Origin of the sequence: Klenkia terrae, assembly GCF_037083865.1 — a bacterium.
Taxonomy (GTDB): domain Bacteria; phylum Actinomycetota; class Actinomycetes; order Mycobacteriales; family Geodermatophilaceae; genus Klenkia; species Klenkia terrae.
The window spans coordinates 88,866-108,958 of sequence record NZ_JBAPLV010000002.1; the positions used below are offsets into that span (position 1 = coordinate 88,866).

Below are 20,093 nucleotides of genomic sequence, written 5' to 3' on the forward strand. Positions count from 1 at the left end.
CGACCGTCCGCTCGGGCGTCACGCGCTCCATCTGACTACCTCCGGGTGCTGCGCGGACCGTGGGGAGGCAGGTCCGCCTGTGCACCCGTCATCGGCAGCCCGCGAGCCGGTCGTGACCATCGTGGCCGTGGCGACGTGTGTGACTGTCGGTGCGGGACGGTCGGGGGTGGGCGCTGGTGCGGTGTCCTCGTCGCCGGCGTCACCGTAGAGATGGTGAGTTCTGCCGAAGGACCGGGCCCGGACACACGAGACCCCCCAGTCCGACGGGGTCGTCGGTGGGGGGTCCTGTGGTGAACTGCGGTCGGTGGGTCAGACCGGCCGGTCGATGAAGGAGGACTCCGGACGGCGGGGGCTCTGCGACATGCGGGCCGCCAGGTCCCGCTGCCGGCGGGACTGCGTGATGCCCTCGACGAGGGCCTCGGCGACGGCCAGCTGGTGCTGCAGGAGCCGGGCGGCGCGCTCGCGCAGGTCGGCCGGCAAGGGGCCCAGGCCGGTCGGCGGCACCCAGTCGGTGGACCGGCGTCCCCAGGCGGCGATCTCCTCGGGCGAGGCCCCGGCCAGCGTGCGTGCCGCGGACTCGGTGTCCTCGTCGAGGTGGTCCAGCGCCTCGGCCCAGGTGCGCGGGGGTGTGTCCGAGCGGCGCCGGTGCCCGTCCTGCTGGTCGTCGGCCCGGTTCGCCGCCGTCGCCGGCCAGGGGTCGTACGCGCTCACGGCCCGCAGCGCGGGCAGGCTCACCCGGCGCTCGAGGCGAGGGTGGCCGCGGCCTCGGCCCAGGCGTCGCGGAGCGGCTCGACGACGGTGCGGCAGTCGGCCACCCGGCGGGCGTCGCCCTTGACGTTCGCGAGCACCATCTCGCTGTAGAGCCAGGTGTAGAGGGAGCTGAGCGCGCCGGCGCCCTCCCAGACCTCGGGGTTCAGCGTGCTGTGCAGCTCCAGGACGATGTCCTGGGCGTGCATCAGCTGGGAGCTGGCCTCGATGCGGTCGCCGTCGGCGAGGGCGGCCTCGGCGCGCACCAGGTCCAGGGCGAGCCGGTCGTACAGCATGACCAGGAGCCGCTGGGGGGAGGCGGTCTCCACGGCGGAGGACTGGTAGCGGGCGCGCAGCGCGGCGGTCATTCGGGGTTCTCCTGGGCTTCGGGGGAGCGGGGGCGTCAGGACGACTTGTTGGGGTTGTACAGCTGGCCGATCTGCGAGCTGAGCCAGGAGGACTGGTTCTTGATGGTGTTCAGCGCCGTCTCGAGCGTGGTGAACTGCTTGGTCAGCGTCGTCCGGCGGGCCTCGAGCCGGATGTCGAAGGCGTCGATCCGCGTCTGCAGCGTCGTGGCCAGGGAGTCCCGACCCTTCGCCAGCGCGACCAGGGTGCCGGTGGAGGAGTCGCTCGCGGTCTTCGCCAGCGCGGCGAGCTGGCCGGCGATGCCGGTGACGGCCGGCGTGCTGACGCCGTTGACCGTGGTCGCCCCGGTGCCGCTGATCAGCTTGGCGACGGTCGTCGGGTCGCTGGCCAGTTTGGCGGCGAAGACCGAGGCGTCGAAGGTGATGGTGCCGTCCTTGGCCAGCTGCAGGCCGACCGTGCTGGCGCTCTTCCCGCCGATGGCCGAGGAGATCGAGGTCAGCAGCTGGCTGGACAGCTGTACCAGCGTGCTGTCGCCCTGCAGGGTGGCGGTCGCAGCGCCGGCGGTGGAGACGGTGTAGCCCTTGATGACGCCCAGTGCGCCGTTCGCGGCGTCGACGAGTGCCTTGACCTTGGCGGTGACGGCGGCGGAGTCGCTGCCGACGGCCACCGTGGTGGGTGCCGCTCCGGCCGTGTCGGCCTTGCTCACCGTGATCGTGGTGCCAGGGATCAGGTCGGTGAACGTGTTGTTGGTCGAGGTGGCCGTCAGTCCGTTGGTCAGCGTCAGCTGTGCAGTCGTGGCGTCGACCTTGGGGACATAGCCGGCGCTGCTGCCGTTGGCGTCGGTGATGGTGAAGGTCTTGCCGGTCTCCGCGGCGCCGACCTGGACCCGGTACTGACCCTTCTCCAACTGGATGATCGTGGCGTTCAGCACGCCGCTGGCGTTGATCGCGCTGACCGCATCCAGCAGGGACGCGTTGGGTGGGACCGTGATCTGCGTCGTCGTCCCGTCGGCCTGGGTCACCGTGATCGGGTACGAGGGCACGTCGTCGGTGGGCAGGGCAGCGGTCGTCGAGGTGTAGGTGGTGGCTAGCAGGCCGGACTGTGCGGTGGCCAGCCGGTCGACGGTGAAGGACACGCTGCTCTTGGCGCTCGCAGCCGAGGTCGCGCTGGCTGTGACGCTCGTCGAGGTGCTGGTGGCGGTCTTCGCCGCGGCCAGGCTGCTCGTGGTGAGCGCCTCGGCGGCAGTGCGGATCGCGTCGAAGCGGGTGTTCACCGCTCGGTAAGCCGCAGCCTTGGCCTGGGTCGCGGACAGCTGCGTCTTCAGCAGGTCCTGCGGCTTGGCCTCGACCTTCATCAGGTTCGTGATGATCGACGTCGTGTCCAGTCCGGAGACCAGACCGTCGACTCCCAGTGTCACCATGGCGCTGTCCTCCTCGTGGATCGTGTCGCGGTCGGTGGTTCTCCCTCTACATCGGCTGCCGCGGGCGGGAGTTGAGCCGAGGGCCGGCGTCCACCCGTTCGGGGGAGCCCGGCACAGCAGTGAGGGGGGCGGCCAGGTGGCCACCCCCCTCACCGGGAGTGCTGTGCTGCGGGTGTCTACCCCGCCTCAGCTCACTGCAGGAGCTTGAGGACCGACTGGGCGGACTGGTTGGCCTGGGCCAGCATGGAGGTGCCGGCCTGGACCAGGATCTGGTTCTTGCTGAACTCGGTCATCTCCGACGCCATGTCGACGTCGACGATCCGCGACCGGCTTGCAGACAAGTTCTCGACGGCGATGTTCAGGTTGGCCGTGGTCTGCTCGAACCGGTTCTGCAGTGCACCCAGGTTGGCGCGCGTGGTCGACACGGTCTTGATCGCCAGGTCGATCGCACCGATTGCAGCGTCGGCACCCGACGCCGCGGTGCCGTTGTAGGTAGTCGTACCCACGCCGCCCAGGACCAGGTTGGCGTCGACCGAACCCGACGGTCCAGAAGCCTTCAAGCCGCCGTAGCTATCGACGCTGACGCTGAACCCCGACCCGCTCAGCTCCTTATCGTAGGCCTTCTGGAGCAGTGCCTGGTTGGCCGCGGCGTTCGCCGTCGTCCCGCCCGTCGACCAACCAGTCAGGTCCAGAGTCCGGACGCCTGAGTTCTTGACGTTGACGGTCGCCGTCGGCGCAGCGGCGCCATAGTCAATGCCGCCTGCAGCGGTGGTCCACTGAGGGCCACCCGTGGTGACGTTGACCGTGTCCACCCCGAGACCGGTCTGGTTCATCGCCGTACCGATCGCGATAGTGATCTTGTCCTGAGCAGTCGCGTTCGCGCCCACCTGGAACTGACCACTGTAGTTGCCATCGAGGAGCTTCTTGCCATTGAAGGCGGTGGTGCTGGCGATGCGGTCGAGCTCCGACTTGAGCGCGGTGACCTCCGACTGGATGTTGCCCTTGGCGTCGTCCGACAGGCCGCCATCGTTCGCGGCCTGCACCGACAGGTCGCGCATGCGCTGGAGGATGCCCTGGGTGGTGGCCAGCGCGCCTTCAGCCGTCTGCACGACGCTGACGCCGTCCTGGGTGTTGCGGATGGCGACCTTGAGGCCACCGATCTGGGACTTCATGCCCTCGGAGATGGCCAGGCCCGCAGCGTCGTCCGCAGCGCGGTTGATGCGGAAACCGGAGGACAGCTTCTCGAGCGACTTGCTCATCGCCGAGTCGTTGACCGACAGGTTGCGGTAGGCGTTCATCGCCGCGGTGTTGGTGTTGATGCGCATGCCCATGGTGATCCTCCTGGATGGGGGCGGTGCTGGATGATTCCCGCTGCGTCCGTGCTGCGGGTGGTACGGATGTGTTTACGGCTGGTGTGCGGTGGTGCTTGAGCCGAACCGGGCAAGAATTTCGCCGATCCGGCCCGGAGGGGTCAGGCGGGCTGGCCGAAGGCGCTGCGCACCCCGGCCGCCGTCCGCGGCGGGGGGTAGAACGCCCGCGCGCCGACGGGACGGGTGCGCTCTGCGCCGGCGCCGGTGCGGGCGACGACCTGGGCGACGTAACCGACCTGCTGGGTGCGGGCGCGGACGCCGCCCTGCGGCGCCACCGGTCGCTCCTCCCAGGCCTCGCTCATCGCCGCGTGCAGCAGCGTCAGGGCGCGGGCACGCATCTGCGAGACCCGGGAGAGGGTGACCCCGAGGTCGACCGCGATGTCGGTCAGTGATTCGTCACCGAAGAAACTCCGCTCGACAACCTCGCCCAGCCGGTCGGGGAGCGCGGCCATCGCCTCGTGCAGGTGCCGGGCCCGCTCGCGCTTGACCACGGCGCGCTCGGGGGAGTCGCCGGTCCCCGGGACGTCGAAGCCGGTCCCGTCCTCGCCGGTGCTGGCGTCGATGCTCACCATCACCGCGCGATGCACGTCGACCTGCAGCGCGGACAGCTCGGTGGGGGACACCTGCAGCTCGGCGGCCAGCTCCGCGCGGGTCGGAGGCCGGCCGAGCTTCGCCGACAGCGCGTCGGCGGCGCTGTCGCTGCGCCGGGCCGCAGCCCTCACGGAGCGGCTCGCCCAGTCACCGGAGCGCAGCTCGTCGAGCACCGCGCCCTGGAGCCGGGGGAGGGCGTAGGTGGCGAAGGTGGCGCCGGCGGCCGCGTCGTAGCGACGGGCCACCTCCACCAGCGCGACCTGCGCGCAGGAGAGAAGGTCCTCCCGGCTCACGTGCGCCGGCAGGGAGATGCGGGCCGCGACGGCGTTCACCGCGTACTGGGCCAGGGCCAGGTGCTCGGTCACGAGCGCGTCGACACCGACCCCGGCTGCGACCGGGGGGCGGCTCGACCGGGAGGGGCCCGCCTGGGGAGGCGACGGGCGGGACGTGTTCACGTCCCCTATCTCGGCGCCCCACGAGTCACACCTGACCCTCCTCGGCAACTCCGTCACCGAACTTGAGACTTCGGCTGAACCGTCGTCGGGTTCTGCCGAAGACAGCCTTCGAGACCGGTGCGCGGTGACGCAGCCCGGCGCCGCACCACCCCGACGACGAGAGGAGCTCCCGGTGGACTACCAGCACCTGTCGACCCTGCTCTGGCGGGAACAGGAACTCCTGGACCTGCTGCTGTTCAAGGCGGAGGAGAAGCAGTACCTCATCGTCTCCGGCAAGAACCGCTGGCTGCCCCGCATCGCCCACGAGATCGAGGTGGTGCTGGAGCAGCTGCGGACCCTGGAGGTCGAGCGCGCCGCCGTCGGCGAGGTCCTGGCCCAGCGGCTCGGCCTGCCGGCGAACCCCTCGCTGCGCACCCTGGCCGAGCACGCCGGAGCCCCCTGGGACGAGCTGCTCGTCAAGCACCACGAGACGCTGCTGGTCCTGGTCAGCGAGCTGCGCGGGCTCTCCGAGGCCAACCGCGACCTGATCGCCAACGGCCTGGCCGCCATCGACCAGGCGCTGCTCAGCGTCCGGCCCAACGACGTCCGCACCTACTCGGCCTCTGGGCGCACCACCGCCGGCGCCAACCGCTCCGTCAGCCTGGACGGTGCCCTGTGAGCGGCTTCTCCACGCTGAACGTGGCCTCCCGGGCGCTCGCCGCCCAGCAGAAGGCCATCGAGGTCACCAGCCAGAACGTGGCCAACGCCAACACGGTCGGCTACACCCGGCAGCGGGTGGAGATGCAGTCGCTGTCCAGCGCCTCGGCCTACGGGCTGCAGGCCCGCGAGGACAGCCTGGGCAACGGGGTCAGCGCGGACAAGGTCATCCGGGTCCGGGACGCCTTCCTCGAGCGGCGCACCCAGCAGGAGTCCGGCCGGGCCGCCCAGGCCGCGACCACCGCCGCCGCCTTCGACCAGCTCGAGACCTCCTTCGGCGAGCCGGGCACCACCGGCATCCAGAGCCTGCTGACCGCGTCGTCCACGGCCTGGAGCCAGCTGTCCACCCGGCCCACCGACACCACATCGCGGATCGCTGTTCTGTCCTCGGCCAAGGACCTGGTCAACGGTCTGCGGACGGCAAGCTCGGCCATCAGCGACCAGTGGACCAGCACCCGCACCAACGCGGACGACGTCATCGCCGAGGCCAACGCCACCCTCACCCAGATCGCCGACCTGAACCGGGTCATCCAGGCCACGGTCTCCCGCGGCAACCCGGCGAACGAGCTGATGGACCAGCGCGACGTCCTGGTGGCCTCCCTCTCCCAGAGCCTCGGGGCCACGGCGACGGACACCACCGACGGGATGGTCGACGTGGTCGTCGGCGGCAATACCCTGGTGAGTGGCTCCGGGGTGTCGCGCATAGCGCTGACCGGTGGCACGTCGCCGGACACGATGAGCACGACTCCGGTGCGGCTGTCCATCGTCCCCGGTGGATCCGTCCTGCAGCCCGGCGGCACGGTCGGCGGCCAGCTCGCCGCGATGAACACCGTGCTGCCGGGCTACCAGGCCAAGCTCGACGGCGTAGCGAGCGCCGTGATCAAGGGCGTCAACGACCTGGTCACCACTGGGTACGACCAGGACGGCATCGCCGGCAAGAAGCTCTACGACGGCACGAACGCACGGGACATCACCGTCCTCCTGACCGACCCGGCCAAGGTCGCAGCGGCCGCCAAGATGCCCGTCATGGATGGTCTTGCCGTGAAGGATGCCTCGGCCGACGGGGACCTCGCGGACAAGGTCGCCCAGCTCGCCAAGCAGGCGACCAGTGCGGACGCCACCTACCGCTCGATGATCACGACCCTGGGCATCGAGTCCCGGAGCGCGATCAGCCTGAGCACCACCGCAGCCAGCGTGCTCAAGCAGGTGGACGAGTCCCGCCTGTCGGTCAGCGGGGTCTCCCTCGACGAGGAGATGACCAACCTGCTCGTCTTCAAGCAGTCCTACGCCGCGGCCGCCCGGGTCGTGACCGCCATCGACGAGATGCTCGACGTCCTGATCAACAAGACCGGATTGGTCGGAAGGTGACCTGATGCGCATCACGCAGCGGACCCTGGCGGACATCAACATCCGCAACATGGGCCAGAACCTCTCTGCCATCGCCAAGCTCAACGACCAGATCTCGTCGGGCAAGGCGCTCACCCGGCCCTCGGACTCCCCGAGCGGGACGTCCACGGCCATGCGCACCCGGACGGACCTGGCCGCCAACGACCAGTACACGTTCAACATCTCGCAGGCCTCCACCACGCTGGCCGCCGCCGACGGTGCGCTGGGCACGATGGGCGACATGCTCCGGCGGGTACGCGACCTCACCGTGCAGGCCGCCAACACGGGTGCGCAGAGCCCGCAGTCCCTCCAGGCGCTGTCCACGGAGGTGTCCGGCCTGCGCGATGGTCTCCTCGCGATGGCGAACCGCACGGTCGACGGTCGCCCGGTGTTCGGCGGGGCGACGTCCAGTTCACAGGCCTACGACACCGACGGCACCTTCACCGGTCGGGCCGGGGTCGACCAGAACGTCCGGATCTCGCCCACCGAGAGCGTGCGTACCGACATCGACGGGCCCACCGCGTTCGGCTCCGGCTCGAGCGACGTCTTCGCGTTGGTGAAGCGGATCGCCGAGAAGATGACGGACACGCCGACCGGCGACCTCAACGCCTCGATCGCCGACATCGACTCCGCCTTGGGTCGGCTCACCACGGCACGTACGGAGGTGGGCGTCCGGGTCAACCGCGTCGACACGGTGAAGTCGGTCAACGCCGACAACGTGCTGGCGCTGAAGTCCCAGCTGGCCGATGTCGAGGACATCGACCCGGCCAAGGCCTACCTGGAGCTCACCCTCCGGCAGAACGCCTACCAGGCCGCCCTGGCGGCCAGCTCGCAATCGGTGCAGACGTCGCTGGTGGACTACATCCGCTGATCGACGCCTCATCGTCCCCGCACGCCCCAGTCGTCCCACCGGTCCCGCCGGGGGTTGCGCCACTGCCGATCATGGTGGTGGGACGACTGGCTCACGGCTGGCAGGACGCCGGCCGACCACCGACACCCATGGAGGGGTCCAGGTGCTCACGCTCACCCGCAACATCGGCGAGACCATCCGCATCGGCGACGACATCGAGGTCCACGTCGTCGAGGTCCGCGGCAACACCGTCCGGCTGGGTTTCAAGGCCCCCCGCGAGGTGTCGATCCACCGCGAGGAGGTCTACGAGCAGATCGCCGCGGCCCGCCGTCTGGCGGTGCGCGTGGCCGCCGACGCGGTCGGCGCGCTGACCGCGGCCCTCGGCGGCACCCGTTCGGCGACCGGCACACCGAAGCCCGCCGACACCGGCGACACGGCGGCCATTTCCTTGGCGTGATCTGCCCATGAAATCGTCCGTAGTTGGGCGACACGAACCCCGATTCGGCTCAAGTCCGGCCCCCCGGTGCGCAATCCTTGCCTCAAGCACGTGACAGGGGGCAACGGACATGCGACACAGCGCAACCGACACCGCAGCGACCGCACCGCGGGACGACGCCGGCGAGGGCACCATCCACGGCACCGTGCTGGGCCTCGCGCCCGAGCAGGGTGCGCCCGAGGACGACGCGGCCGAGCTGGACGGTGCCGACCACCTGGTCGTGCACGTCCAGCTCCGCCCGCGTCGGGCGGCCGCGCGCAAGTGCCTCGTGGCCCTGGCTCAGCTGGCCACCGAGCACGCCGGGGTGCCGGTCGCCCTGGCCGGCCTGAGCAAGGACGACCGCGTCCTGCGCATCACCGTCGCCGTCGACCTCGGTCCGCGGCTCGAGGTGGCCCGGTTCAGCCCGGCCGCCCAGGCCGCCTACGGTTTCGTCTCGGACCTGTTCACGGTCCTCTACGACCACATGCCGGTGTACGCCACCGAGCCCACCGCCGAGGAGAGCGCCGTCGTGGCCCCCTTCCTGCGGGCCGGCGACCGGTCGTCCTGGACGGCCGCGCCCGTCTGGCAGACCGAGGTGCTCGGCGCCGTCAGCGCCTGATCCCAGCACGACCCCGATCGACCGTCGCACTCGTCCTCTCACCGAGTCGCGATCCCGCGGACCGCACCGGCGCACCGGCGCGGTCCGTCTTCCCCGAGATCCCGACCCGACGACAGGAGTCACCCGGTGTCCGAGCCGTTGCGCAGGTCCCACCCCCCACTGGTCTTCGGGGGCATGACCGAGGACGAGGCGTGGGCCTCGACCCCCATCACGCTGCGGGACCGGGTGCACTTCCGCACCGAGCGGGAGCTGCCGCTGGCCGAGTTCCGCCAGGCGCTGCCCGCGGGCACCACGGTGACCCTCGACGAGGGCGAGGGGCTGTACCGGGTGGACGGCGACGCGGGCGATGCCGCCACGCTGTCGGCGCTGGTGAAGAACTGGTGCGCCGTCGAGGGCCACCGCACGATCGGGCTGCGGGCCGAGACCGGCGTCCGGCGCCGGGCGCCGCGCGACCTGCCCCCGCAGTTCCTCGCCGACCTGTGCCGGCACTACGGACCGGTCAGCCTCAAGCGGCTGCAGCGGAACATGAGCACCATCCGGCTGCACATCCCGGACAACGACGACGTCGTCCAGCAGGTCAGCGAGTGGGTCCTCAAGGCCGTCGCGCAGTACGACGAGACCAAGGGCGTGCCCTTCGGGGCCTTCCTCGCGACCCAGCTGTCCAAGTGGGTGCACGACCTGGGCCGGGCCGCGTTCGGCCGGACCGCCACCGACACGGAGAACAAGCAGCAGAAGGCCATCGCCTCCTTCACCACCGAGCACCAGCGCCGCCCCACCGAGCGCGAGCTGGCCGAGCTCCTGGGCCAGAGCGTGGCGGTCCTGCGCAAGAACGCCCAGTCGGTCGCGACCCTCAACGGGCTGCGCAACCTGCAGTCGCTGGACGGCGTGCCCGACGGCGCCGACCACCTGCTCCCCGACACCGCCCAGGCGCCCGACGAGATCCTCGGGGAGGCCGAGCAGACGCTGCTGTCCCACGCGCTGACCGCGGCCTGCGCGCCCGACGTCACCGCCCGGCCCGACCAGCGTGCCGGCCAGCCCAACGTCCTGGGCTGGGTCACCTGGTACCTGACGACGTGGGGCGGGCAGACCAAGACGCAGCTGTCGGCCGACCTCGGCACGTCGGTGCGCAACATGAACGTGCACGCCGACCGGGCCGAGCGGGTCCTCAAGGACCGCCTGCTCGAACTGGCCGGGTGACTCGGATTGATGAGGTCCTCCTGCTGCCGATAGATGAGGTCAGTGGGACGGAAGCGCCGCGAGGGGCCGTCCAGGGACGCAACGGGAGCGTGGCCGCGATGTCGATGGTGTTCGAGCAGGAGACCCGGGTCGTCCTGGTGCCGCACTGGCTGTCGGCGGCCGACCGCGACGCCCTCGCCGCTGCGCTGGAGACCGCGCTCGAGCGGGCCGACCTGCCCTCGAGCACCGCGGACCGCCTCGTCGACGTCCTCACCGAGCTGCACGTGGCCCGGGCCCGCGACGTGGTCTGGCCGTCGTCGGCCGCCCGCGTACGCCTGGTGACCGGCTGGGACCCCGACACCCTCCCCGTGCGGCTGTCGGCCATGGAGCTCGCCTGCACCCTCAGCCTGCCCGAGCTGCCGGCACCGGTGCGCGCTGCGCTCACCGGTGGCCGCAGCGTCTGACCCCCGCTCGATGTCGACCCTGGGCGCGGCCCTCCGGTTGCTGCCCCGGCTGGACCGCCGGACCTGCGACCTCGGCGACCTGGTGGACGCCGCCCGGCTGCTGGTCGCGGCCGGTCGCCCGGGCCTGCGGCTGGTCCTCGACGAGGACGACCCGCGCCACCCCGCGCTGGTGGTCGAGGAGGAGGAGCGCTCCCGGCGCACCGACCTGGGCGACCTGGCCGGCGGGATCGTCGGCAGCCAGCTCGACCTGGGCCCCGCCGGCCTCGCGGCCGCGCTCGACCGCTGGCTCGACGAGCGCCCGGTCACCGACGCCGAGGCCGCCCGCCGCGGCATCGCCGTCCTCGGGTGGGCCGGTCCGGCCGGTGACGAGCTCGCCTGGCAGGTGGCCGTGCAGCGGCGCACCGGCCTGATGGCCTGGACCCCGCACCCGTTCACCGCCGTCCTCGACGTGCTCTCCGTGCAGGAGGCGGCCCGCGCGCGGGCTGCCGACGTGGTGGTCCGCTGCACGGCGGAGGGCCCCGTCCTCCTGCTGGACGCCGACCAGCCGCACCTCGCCACGGCCGCGCTCAGCGCGCCTGAGCAGGTCCTGGCCCGGGCCGCGGCGCTGGGCCTGCGGCTGTCCGACGGCAGCGTCGTCATCACCCCCGGCCGGCCGGTCGCCTGGGCCGGTCAGGCCGTCGCGCAGCGGTTGGCCGGCGAGACGGTCGAGCCGTGCGCCGTCCTGCGCTGGCGCGAGCTCTCGAACCTCCCCTGGTCCTGAGCTAGGGCCTCCGCTCAGCTGCGGAGGGCGCCGAACTCCCAGTGCCAGGGCTCCGGGTTCTCCCCGGTCGCCTGCGCCCAGTCCGGGTGCACCCAGCCGAAGTGGCCGGCGTAGGTCGCCATCCACTGGTGCTGGGCGGTCCCGAACCCGTTGACCCCGCCGCAGAGGTCCACCGCCAGGCCCCAGCCGTGGTTCGAGGTACCGGGGATCGCGGTGATGCCGGGCTTGCGGCTGTGCGCGTCCTGCTGCGCGCCGAAGGAGCGGTAGGAGTCGGTGATGCACAGCGGGGTGCCGAAGGCGCGCTGGTAGGCCTGCGACAGCGCGGTGTAGGCCGCGGCCGCGTCGCAGCGCAGCAGCTGCCCGCCGCCGATCGGGCACAACGTCGAGGTCGGGATGCGGCCGTTGGACCACCCGCCCCAGGCCGGGTCGACCGGTGCGGCCGTGACCGGGGCCGAGGGCCCCCCGCAGGTCGCCGGCAGGGTTCCGGTGCCCGGGGGCAGGGCGTTGGAGGTGGCCGCGGGCACGGTGACCCGGATGCCGGTGGCGCCCTCGGGGAGGGTCGACACGACGACCTGGTGCGCGGCGGCCGAGGCCGTGACGACGAGACCGGCGCCCACCGAGATGCCGACGTCGTCCAGCCCGGTGAGGTCGTCGACCCCGAAGACCAGGTCGCCGGCCTGCAGCCGGTCGCCGGGCACGACGGACCCGCCGGTCCACTGGGTGGCCAGGTCGGCGCCCAGGGCGGTCCCGGCGGCGGTCCAGACGGTGTCGGCGAGGCCGGCGCAGTCCACGCCGGTCGTGCTGGTGCCGCCGGCCAGGTAGGGCGTGCCCAGCTGGGCGAAGGCGAAGCTGACCGCCGCGGCGGCCTCGGCGGAGGGCACGGGGACGACGGCGCCGTCGACGACGCCCGCGGCCACGCCGGGCACCGGGGCACCGGAGGCGTCGCGGGCCGGGGTCAGGCCGCCGGGCAGGTCGCCGTCGCGCAGCTGCTGGGCCGTCGGCAGGGTGATCCCGGCCGCGGTGAGCGCCGCCAGCCGGGCCTGCCAGGCGGCGCGGGCGGCGCCGTCGATGGCCTGCTGGTCGGCCGACGAGGGGCCGACGGTCAACCCGGCCAGGGCGACGGTCACCACCGGGTCGAGCGCGGTGGCCCGGTCGCGGGCAGCGGTGGTCACCTCGGCGACCTGCCGGCGGGCGGCCGCGAGGACCGCCTCGGCGGTGGCCACCCGGCCGGCGGCCGCCTCCGCGGTGCGCGCGGCCGACTGGGCCGTGACGGTCAGCCCGGCCAGCTGCTGCCCGGTCCGCTGCGCCGCGACGGCGAGCGACCCGGCGACGGCGGGGTCGGTGCCCGCCGGGTACCCGGCGGCGACCGCCCGGTCGACGGGGGTGCCCTGGTACAGCGCGCCGGCACCGGTGCCGACGGCGGTCCGGGCGGCGGCCAGGTCGGCCTGCGCGGTGGTCTGCGCGGCGCGCGCGGCGGCCAGCTCGGTCTCGGCTGCGGACACGGCGACCCGGGCGGCGTGCAGGTCGGTGGTGGTGGCGGTCAGGTCGTCGCGCAGCTGGGTCGCGGCGGCCGCGGGGTCCAGGGCGACGGAGGCGGCCGCCGGGGTCTCCGGCTGCACGCCGGACATCACGACGGCGGCGACGAGGACGACGGCCAGGGCGCCGCCGATCGCGCCGGTGCGGTGGGTCCAGCGGACGACCGCGGCCAGGCGCCGGGCGCGGACGTCGGCCTTGCGCTGCGCCCGGGCGGCCAGTGCCTGCCGGCGGGCCGCCGCCCGCGCGCGGGCGCGGGCGCGGGCGAGCTCCTCGGGTGTCCGGGTCGCCGGCCGCGGGGCGGCCGGTCGCCGGGCAGGGGCAGGCGAGCGCGCTGGCACGGTGCTCCCCCCGGCACCCGGCCGCGCCCGCGCCGGTGGCGGGCGGTCGGTCGACCGGTGTCCACGGAGGGGATCGGGACGTCGACGGCACCGGTTGAGGCGGCTACCCCGCCCGGGAGCTCGCTCTCACCCGTCCGGGGGAGCCCACCACGCACCGTGCCGGTCGTGCAGCCCGATCCGGACGGTGCCGCCGTCCGCGGTGGTCACGACCAGCTCCACCGCGACGACGGTGCGTCCGTCCGGGTCGGGCAGCAGGCGCCCGGAGGCCAGCGGCACGGGCGGCACGCGGAAGGTGTCCCCGTCGTCCATCTGTCCTCCGGGGCCGGCTCAGCGCTGGTCGAGCGGGACGAACGCGCGCTCGGTGGGGCCGGTGTAGAGCTGCCGCGGACGGCCGATCTTGGTGGCCGGGTCCTCGATCATCTCGCGCCACTGGGCGATCCAGCCCGGCAGCCGGCCCAGGGCGAACAGCACGGTGAACATGCGAGTGGGGAAGCCCATGGCCCGGTAGATCAGGCCGGTGTAGAAGTCCACGTTCGGGTAGAGCTTGCGCTGCACGAAGTAGTCGTCGGTGAGCGCGACCTCCTCGAGCTGCCGGGCGAGGTCGAGCAGTTCACTGTTGCCGCCGAGCTTGTCCAGCACGGAGTCCGCGGTGTTCTTCACGATCGCCGCGCGGGGGTCGTAGTTCTTGTAGACCCGGTGCCCGAAGCCCATGAGCTTGACGCCGGGCTCCTTGTCCTTGACCCGCTTCACGAAGGCCGGGATGTTGCCGCCGTCGGCCTTGATGCCCTCGAGCATCTCCAGCACCGACTGGTTGGCCCCGCCGTGCAGCGGGCCGAACAGCGCGTTGATCCCGGCGGAGACCGAGGCGAACAGGTTGGCGTGCGAGGAGCCCACCAGCCGCACCGTCGAGGTCGAGCAGTTCTGCTCGTGGTCGGCGTGCAGCACGAAGAGCATGTCCAGCGCCTTGACCAGCTCGGGGTCCAGGTCGTAGGGCTCGGCGGGGAACCCGAAGGTCATGCGCAGGAAGTTCTCCACCAGCCCGAGGGAGTTGTCCGGGTAGAGGAAGGGCTGCCCGACCGACTTCTTGTAGGCGTAGGCCGCGATCGTCGGCAGCTTCGCCAGCAGGCGGTAGGTGCTCATCTCGACCTGGTCGTGGTCGAAGGGGTCCAGCGAGTCCTGGTAGAAGGTCGACAGGGCGCTCACCGCCGACGACAGCACCGGCATCGGGTGCGCGTCGCGGGGGAAGCCCTTGAAGAACTGCTTGAGGTCCTCGTGCAGGAGGGTGTGCCGACGGATCTTGCCGTCGAACTCCTCGAGCTGCGCCGGGGTCGGCAGCTCGCCGTGGATGAGTAGGTAGGAGACCTCGACGAAGCTGGCCTTGCCGGCCAGCTGGTCGATCGGGTATCCGCGGTAGCGCAGGATCCCGGCGTCGCCGTCGATGTAGGTGATCGCCGAGCTGCAGGCCGCGGTGTTCACGAACCCGATGTCCAGCGCCACGTTGCCGGTGGTGGCCAGCAGCTTGCTGGTGTCGAAGCCGTCGGAACCCTCCGACGCGGCGCGCAGGGGGAACTCCAGTTCACCCCCCGGGTAGTGCAGCGTGGCCGGACCGGTTACCTCGGTGTCTGCTGTGGCGCTCATCGAGTCAGGACGCTACCGACTCGGGGATGCCGCGGCACCACCGAGTCGGCAGCGGGTGTCACGGGTGGGTCATCGACAGCACGTCGAGGGCGGCGTCCAGCTGCTCCTCGGTGAGCTTCCCCTGCTCGACGTAGCCACGCTCCACCACGACCTGGCGGATCGTCTTCTGCTCCTTCAGCGAGGTCTTGGCCACGATCGCCGCCTCCTCGTAGCCGATGTACTTGTTCAGCGGCGTGACGATGGACGGCGAGCTCTCGGCGTAGGTGCGGCACTGCTCGACGTCGGCGGTGATGCCGTCGACGCAGCGGTCGGCCAGCAGCCGGGAGACGTTGGCCAGCAGCCGGATGGACTCCAGCACGTTGCGGGCCATCAGCGGCAGCGTCACGTTCAGCTCGAAGGAGCCCGTGGTGCCGGCGAAGGTGACCGCGGCGTCGTTGCCGATGACCTGGGCGGCGACCTGGATCGCGGCCTCGGGCAGGACCGGGTTCACCTTGCCGGGCATGATGGAGGAGCCGGGCTGCAGGTCGGGCAGCGCGATCTCGCCCAGACCGGTGCGGGGGCCCGAGCCCATCCAGCGCAGGTCGTTGCAGATCTTGACCAGCCCGACGGCGATGGTCTTGAGCTGGCCGGAGGCCTCGACCAGGCCGTCGCGGGAGCTCTGCGCCTCGAAGTGGTCGCGCGCCTCGGTCAGCGGCAGCTCCATCTCGGTGGCCAGCCGCTCGATGATCGCCGCGGCGAACCCGGGCGGGGTGTTGATCCCGGTGCCCACCGCGGTGCCGCCCAGCGGCAGCTCGCCGATGCGGGGGAGCGAGGCCTGCAGCCGCTCCACGCCGTACCGGATCGCCGCGGCGTACCCGCCGAACTCCTGGCCGAGGGTGACCGGGGTGGCGTCCATCAGGTGCGTGCGACCGCTCTTCACCACGGTGGCGAACTCGGTCGCCTTGCGCTCGAGGGAGGCGGCCAGGTGCTCCAGCGCCGGCACCAGGACGACGACGACGGCCCGGGTCGTGGCGATGTGGATCGCGGAGGGGAACACGTCGTTGGAGGACTGCGACGCGTTGACGTGGTCGTTGGGGTGCACCGACAGCCCGGAGGCCTCCGACGCCAGCGTCGCGATGACCTCGTTGGTGTTCATGTTCGACGAGGTCCCCGACCCGGTCTGGAACACGTCGATCGGGAAGTGGTCGTCCCAGTCCCCGCGGGCCACCTCGGCGGCGGCGGTGCCGATGGCGGCGGCCACGTCGTCGGGCAGCACGCCGAGCGAGGCGTTCACCGCGGCGGCGGCCCCCTTGATGGCGGCCAGCGCACCGATCAGCTCGCGCTCGATCGGGGTGCCGCTGATCGGGAAGTTCTCCACGGCGCGCTGGGTCTGCGCACGCCACTTGGCGTGGGCCGGCACCCGGACCTCGCCCATGGAGTCGTGCTCGATGCGGAAGTCCTGCTCGGTGGCCACGCTGCTCTCCCGGGGAACGTCGGTCGGTTCGGCACCGACCCTAGACAACCGGCCGGGGTGCCCGTGCCGCAGGCACTGGTGGACCGGTCACCGGTTGCCTACGCTGCGCGGCGACGCCGATCGAGGAGCACCGCCATGTCCCAGCCCCCGTACCCCCCGAACGACGGATCCCCGCCGCCCTACGGGCAGCAGCCCGACCCGTACGGGCAGCAGGGCCAGTACGGGCAGCCGCAGTACGGCCAGCCCGACCAGTACGGGCAGCAGGGCCAGTACGGGCAGCAGCCCCAGTTCGGCCAGCCCGACCAGTACGGCCAGCAGGGCCAGTACGGGCAGCCGCAGTACGGGCAGCCGCAGTACGGCCAGCCCGACCAGCAGTTCGGCCAGCAGCCCTACGGCCAGCAGCCGCCGAAGAGCAAGGGCCCGCTGATCGCCCTGGCCATCGGCGCGGTCGTGGTCGTGGCGGCGATCGTCGTCGGGCTCGTGCTGTTCCTCGGTGACGACGACGACTCCGGCACCACCGCCGCACCCACCTCGACCTCGGCCTCGTCGTCGGCTGCCTCGTCCTCGAGCTCGTCCGGGTCGTCGTCCAGCTCGTCGTCCGGCGGCGGGTCCGGCGGCGGGTCCGGGTCGGTGCCCGAGGGGACCGCCCCCAGCGGCCTCGGGGACGACGCGGAGCTCGACCAGCTGGCGGAGCAGTGCTTCGCGGAGGACTGGGCGGCCTGCGACACGCTGTGGCTGACCTCCGACGTCGGCTCGGACTACGAGACCTACGGCGAGACCTGCGGCGGGCGCAACGACCCGTCCGCGGGACAGTGCGCGTCCACCTACGGGGACGGCAGCGGCGGCTCGTCCGGCGGGGACATCCCGCCCCCCGGCGCGAGCCCGGACGGACTCGGCACCGATACGTCGCTGAACGCGCTGGCCAGCAGCTGCTACGGCGGCTCGATGAGCGACTGCGACTCGCTCTACTTCGCCGCCTCCGCGCCCGAGCAGCAGGTCTACCGGGACTACGGCGACTCCTGCGCCGGCCGGCAGGCAGTCGGGACCGGCGTCACCTGCCGGACGGCGTTCCCCGGCTGACCCCGGCCGCGCGCGGGCTCCGTCGCCGTCGGTAGGTCACCGGACGGTCACGGGAAGTGGCCACCGGAACCGAGGAGTCCACCGCATGTCGCAGCCCCCCTACCCGCCCGCCGACGGTCAGCAGCCGTGGGGTGGTGACCAGTACGGGCAGCAGCCCCGGTACGGCCAGCCGCAGTACGGGCAGCCCGGGTACGGCCATCCCCAGTACGGGCAGCAGCCGCAGTACGGGCAGGACCAGTACGGGCAGCAGCAGTACGGGCAGCAGCAGTACGGACAGCAGCCGGCCTACGGTCAGGCGCCCTACGGCCAGCCGCCCAAGGACAACAAGAACACGATCATCGCCGCGTCGATCGCCGCTGTCGTGGTGATCGCGGCGATCGTGGTCGGCCTGGTGGTCTTCCTCGGCGGGGACGACGACGACACCACGACCACGGCGCCCACGAGCACCGCGGCGTCGACCAGCTCGTCGTCCTCCAGCTCGTCGTCCTCCGGCTCGTCGTCCTCCAGCTCGTCGTCCTCCAGCTCCTCGTCGGCGAGCAGCTCGTCGGACGACGGCGACATCTACGGCACCATCGTCGAGGGCACGCCCACCTCGCCGGACGGTCTCGGCGACGACCCCGAGCTCGACGGGTACGCGCAGCAGTGCTTCGACGGCGACGTCGAGGGGTGCTACGACCTGTACTTCGGCTCGGACATCGGCTCGGCCTACGAGATGTACGCCGAGAGCTGCGGCGGGCGGGTGCCCTACACCGAGCAGTCCTCGGTGTTCGACTGCTCGGACTTCTGACCCCCCACGACCGACGACGGCCGGGTCCCCCCGCGTGGGGGGCCCGGCCGTCGTCGCGTCGTCGATCAGTAGGGCGGGTCGCCCGCCGAGAGCTGGTTGAGCTTCTCGAGGGAGTGCAGGCTCTCGATGGCCCGGATGGTGCCCGACCGGGAGCGCATGACCAGCGACTGCGTGGTGCACCCGCCCGAGCGGTACTGCACGCCGCGCAGCAGCTCGCCGTCGGTGATGCCGGTGGCCACGAAGAACACGTCGCCGCGGACCAGGTCGTCGATGTCGAGCACCCGGTCCAGGTCGTGGCCGGCGTCGATGGCCTTCTGCTTCTCCTCGTCGTCCTTGGGCATGAGCCGGCCCTGCAGGGCGCCGCCCATGCACTTGAGCGCGCAGGCGGTGATGATGCCCTCGGGCGTGCCGCCGATGCCCAGCAGCAGGTCCACGCCGGTGCCCTCGCGGGCCGCGGCGATGGCGCCGGCGACGTCGCCGTCGGAGATGAACTTGATCCGGGCCCCGGCGTCGCGGACCTCCTGGGCCAGCTTCTCGTGCCGGGGGCGGTCGAGGATGACCACGGTGACGTCGGCCGGCCAGGCCTTCTTCGCCTTGGCCACGCGGCGGATGTTCTCCTTCACCGGCAACCGGATGTCGACCACGTCGGCGGCGATCGCGCCGGTGGCGATCTTGTCCATGTAGAACACGGCCGACGGGTCGTACATCGCGCCCCGGTCGGCCACCGCGAGCACCGAGACGGCGTTGGGCATGCCCTTGGCCATCAGCGTCGTGCCGTCCACCGGGTCGACGGCGACGTCGCACTCGGCCCCGGTGCCGTCGCCGACCTCCTCGCCGTTGAACAGCATCGGGGCCTCGTCCTTCTCGCCCTCCCCGATGACGACGGTGCCGCGCATGCTGACGGTCTGGATCAGCGCCCGCATGGCGTCCACCGCCGCGCCGTCCCCGCCGTTCTTGTCACCGCGGCCCACCCAGCGACCGGCGGCCATCGCGCCGGCCTCGGTCACCCGGACCAGCTCCATGGCGAGGTTGCGGTCGGGGCGGATGCCCGTGGGCGGCGTCTGCTCGTGGAAGGCGGAGTGGTAGGTCGGGACCGGACCGTCCGGGACGGGCAGGGACAACGAGGACCTCCTCGGGAGGCCGCCGCGCCGGTGGAGCACCGCCGGGCGACGGGATGGGGGAGCGCTGCTGCGATCCTAGGTGCATGGCCGACACCGCACCCCAGGGTCAGCAGGCTCCCGACGCCACCCAGGCCGCGGTCGTCCGCACCTCGGCCGACGAGCGCGCGGCCAAGTTCACCGCCGCCAACATGGTCCGCTCGCTGCTCCCGCTGACCGTGATCGTGCTGGCCCTGGTGGGTCTGGTGGCGCTGCGGCAGAACTCCGCCGACCCCGTCCGCCCCGTCGAGATCCAGTCCGGCATCCAGCTGGCCGCCGCACGCGCGAGCTACCCGCTGCTGGTGCCGCTGGACCTGCCCGAGGACTGGCGGCCCACCAGCATCCGCACCGACGCCGGCGCCGCCACCGAGGACGGCGACCCCGTGACCCTGGCCATCGGCTGGGTCACCCCGGACGAGGAGTACGCCGGCTACGTCGTCGGGGACGACCCCCGGGCCGACGACCTCGACACCGTGCTCAGCGGTGCCGACGAGGTCGGCACCGTGCAGATCGCCGGCCGGGACTGGACGCAGCTGACGACCTCCCGGGAGGAGACCGCCTACCGGCTGGACGCCGGCGACGACGTCGTCGCGGTGGTCACCGGCTCGGCCTCGGACGACGAGCTGCGCACCCTGGCCGGCGCGGTGACCGTCTACTCCGCCGGCTGACGGAGGGACCCCGCCCAGCCCTCCGCTCGCAGGCTCGCGAGGGAACCCGGGACGGGGCCGC

At 72.4% G+C, this 20,093-nt stretch carries 21 protein-coding genes; 11 read left to right on the plus strand and 10 right to left on the minus strand.

All coding sequences use genetic code 11. The features are described 5' to 3' along the window. Positions 1–309: 309 nt before the first annotated feature. The 5 genes from UXQ13_RS02445 to UXQ13_RS02465 all read right to left on the minus strand — a co-directional run bounded on the left by UXQ13_RS02445 (position 310) and on the right by UXQ13_RS02465 (position 4,859). Complete coding sequence (locus UXQ13_RS02445) at positions 310–711, minus strand: hypothetical protein (protein ID WP_225232811.1); 402 nt, start codon at positions 709–711, stop codon at positions 310–312. 20 nt (positions 712–731) lie between these two features. After that, on the minus strand, positions 732–1,115 hold the full coding sequence (fliS, locus tag UXQ13_RS02450; RefSeq protein ID WP_336391757.1) for a flagellar export chaperone FliS: 384 nt from the start codon (positions 1,113–1,115) through the stop codon (positions 732–734). A gap of 35 nt (positions 1,116–1,150) precedes the next feature. Beyond that, the gene (fliD, locus tag UXQ13_RS02455; RefSeq protein ID WP_336391758.1) at positions 1,151–2,533 is read right to left on the minus strand and encodes a flagellar filament capping protein FliD; all 1,383 of its coding nucleotides are present in this window, start codon (positions 2,531–2,533) and stop codon (positions 1,151–1,153) included. A 191-nt stretch (positions 2,534–2,724) separates the two neighbouring features. Then, positions 2,725–3,858 (minus strand): flagellin N-terminal helical domain-containing protein, encoded by a 1,134-nt coding sequence (locus UXQ13_RS02460; protein WP_336391759.1) that lies wholly within the window; start codon positions 3,856–3,858, stop codon positions 2,725–2,727. 146 nt (positions 3,859–4,004) lie between these two features. Continuing rightward, positions 4,005–4,859, minus strand: a complete 855-nt coding sequence (locus tag UXQ13_RS02465; protein ID WP_336391760.1) for a sigma-70 family RNA polymerase sigma factor — start codon at positions 4,857–4,859, stop codon at positions 4,005–4,007. 262 nt (positions 4,860–5,121) lie between these two features. Here UXQ13_RS02465 and UXQ13_RS02470 point away from each other — a divergent pair, with 262 nt between their 5' ends. The 8 genes from UXQ13_RS02470 to UXQ13_RS02505 all read left to right on the plus strand — a co-directional run bounded on the left by UXQ13_RS02470 (position 5,122) and on the right by UXQ13_RS02505 (position 11,375). Further along, positions 5,122–5,607 (plus strand): flagellar protein FlgN, encoded by a 486-nt coding sequence (locus UXQ13_RS02470; RefSeq protein WP_336391761.1) that lies wholly within the window; start codon positions 5,122–5,124, stop codon positions 5,605–5,607. After that, entirely contained in the window at positions 5,604–7,013 is a 1,410-nt protein-coding gene (gene flgK / locus UXQ13_RS02475; RefSeq protein ID WP_336391762.1) for a flagellar hook-associated protein FlgK, read from the plus strand. The genes UXQ13_RS02470 and flgK overlap by 4 nt, the downstream gene beginning before the upstream one ends. A gap of 4 nt (positions 7,014–7,017) precedes the next feature. Next, entirely contained in the window at positions 7,018–7,902 is an 885-nt protein-coding gene (gene flgL / locus UXQ13_RS02480; RefSeq protein WP_336391763.1) for a flagellar hook-associated protein FlgL, read from the plus strand. 142 nt (positions 7,903–8,044) lie between these two features. Continuing rightward, positions 8,045–8,338 carry a carbon storage regulator CsrA gene (gene csrA, locus UXQ13_RS02485; protein WP_336391764.1) on the plus strand — a complete coding sequence of 98 codons (294 nt, stop codon included), beginning with the start codon at positions 8,045–8,047 and terminating at the stop codon, positions 8,336–8,338. A gap of 109 nt (positions 8,339–8,447) precedes the next feature. Beyond that, positions 8,448–8,975, plus strand: coding sequence for a hypothetical protein (locus UXQ13_RS02490; RefSeq protein ID WP_336391765.1), 528 nt, complete (start codon positions 8,448–8,450; stop codon positions 8,973–8,975). A gap of 174 nt (positions 8,976–9,149) precedes the next feature. Continuing rightward, the gene (locus UXQ13_RS02495) at positions 9,150–10,172 is read left to right on the plus strand and encodes a sigma-70 family RNA polymerase sigma factor (protein ID WP_336391766.1); all 1,023 of its coding nucleotides are present in this window, start codon (positions 9,150–9,152) and stop codon (positions 10,170–10,172) included. A 98-nt stretch (positions 10,173–10,270) separates the two neighbouring features. Then, positions 10,271–10,615, plus strand: coding sequence for a hypothetical protein (locus UXQ13_RS02500; RefSeq protein WP_225232802.1), 345 nt, complete (start codon positions 10,271–10,273; stop codon positions 10,613–10,615). A 10-nt stretch (positions 10,616–10,625) separates the two neighbouring features. Then, positions 10,626–11,375 carry a hypothetical protein gene (locus UXQ13_RS02505; protein WP_336391767.1) on the plus strand — a complete coding sequence of 250 codons (750 nt, stop codon included), beginning with the start codon at positions 10,626–10,628 and terminating at the stop codon, positions 11,373–11,375. Positions 11,376–11,389: 14 nt separating this feature from the next. Here UXQ13_RS02505 and UXQ13_RS02510 read toward each other — a convergent pair whose 3' ends face one another. The 4 genes from UXQ13_RS02510 to UXQ13_RS02525 form a co-directional block, all read right to left on the minus strand. Continuing rightward, positions 11,390–13,249, minus strand: coding sequence for a D-alanyl-D-alanine carboxypeptidase family protein (locus UXQ13_RS02510; protein ID WP_336391768.1), 1,860 nt, complete (start codon positions 13,247–13,249; stop codon positions 11,390–11,392). 126 nt (positions 13,250–13,375) lie between these two features. Beyond that, a complete protein-coding gene (locus UXQ13_RS02515; RefSeq protein ID WP_336391769.1) occupies positions 13,376–13,558 on the minus strand; it encodes a hypothetical protein in 183 nt (60 codons plus the stop codon). Positions 13,559–13,576: 18 nt separating this feature from the next. Continuing rightward, positions 13,577–14,887, minus strand: a complete 1,311-nt coding sequence (locus tag UXQ13_RS02520) for a citrate synthase (RefSeq protein ID WP_336391770.1) — start codon at positions 14,885–14,887, stop codon at positions 13,577–13,579. A gap of 58 nt (positions 14,888–14,945) precedes the next feature. Beyond that, positions 14,946–16,340, minus strand: a complete 1,395-nt coding sequence (locus UXQ13_RS02525; RefSeq protein WP_225232797.1) for a class II fumarate hydratase — start codon at positions 16,338–16,340, stop codon at positions 14,946–14,948. Positions 16,341–16,475: 135 nt separating this feature from the next. On the opposite strand from UXQ13_RS02525, the gene UXQ13_RS02530 reads away from it, so the two are divergent. After that, positions 16,476–17,420: a hypothetical protein gene (locus tag UXQ13_RS02530; RefSeq protein ID WP_336391771.1), complete on the plus strand. Its 945-nt coding sequence runs from the start codon at positions 16,476–16,478 to the stop codon at positions 17,418–17,420. Positions 17,421–17,505: 85 nt separating this feature from the next. Further along, positions 17,506–18,207, plus strand: a complete 702-nt coding sequence (locus tag UXQ13_RS02535; RefSeq protein WP_336391772.1) for a hypothetical protein — start codon at positions 17,506–17,508, stop codon at positions 18,205–18,207. 65 nt (positions 18,208–18,272) lie between these two features. On the opposite strand, the gene glpX is transcribed toward UXQ13_RS02535, so the two are convergent. Beyond that, positions 18,273–19,328: a class II fructose-bisphosphatase gene (glpX, locus tag UXQ13_RS02540; protein WP_263639355.1), complete on the minus strand. Its 1,056-nt coding sequence runs from the start codon at positions 19,326–19,328 to the stop codon at positions 18,273–18,275. Between the two features lie 83 nt (positions 19,329–19,411). Between glpX and UXQ13_RS02545 the strand changes: the two genes are divergently transcribed. Continuing rightward, a complete protein-coding gene (locus UXQ13_RS02545) occupies positions 19,412–20,032 on the plus strand; it encodes a DUF4245 domain-containing protein (RefSeq protein ID WP_336391773.1) in 621 nt (206 codons plus the stop codon). Positions 20,033–20,093 lie beyond the last annotated feature (61 nt).